The organism is Alcanivorax sp. HI0083 (assembly GCF_001635175.1).
This window is the reverse complement of record NZ_LWFX01001398.1, coordinates 1-377: the sequence shown is the minus strand read 5'-3', so window position 1 is coordinate 377 and position 377 is coordinate 1. Positions and strand designations below refer to the sequence as shown.

1 protein-coding gene is annotated in these 377 nt (G+C 62.6%); it reads left to right on the top strand.

The window, feature by feature from the left end:
* Nucleotides 1-71 precede the first annotated feature (71 nt).
* A partial coding sequence (locus A3754_RS21215) for an MATE family efflux transporter (protein ID WP_255363150.1) occupies nt 72-377 on the top strand: 306 nt, incomplete at its 3' end.

The window sequence follows — 377 nt, the reverse complement described above, 5'->3', positions numbered from 1 at the left end:
CCTTCGTCTGAACCTGATTCTGATCTATTTCGTTCACCACACCGTTCCGTTTACAACAGTAGCACTTGCCTATGTTATCCCGCCGTCAGGAACTCGCCGCCCAACTCACCCTCGCACTGCCGATTCTGGGTGGGCAACTGGCGCAGACGGCCAACGGCTTTGTGGACACCATGATGGCCGGGCGAGTCAGCGCCAATGACCTGGCCGCGGTGGCCGTGGGCGCCAGTATCTGGGTGCCCCTGTTCCTGTTCATGACCGGCGTGCTGATGAGCGCCACCCCGGTGCTGTCGCGGCATCTGGGCGGCGAAGCTTATCATCGCATCAACCCCCTCGCCCAGCAGGGGCTCTGGTTGGGCCTGGGGCTGGGTGTCCTGTGT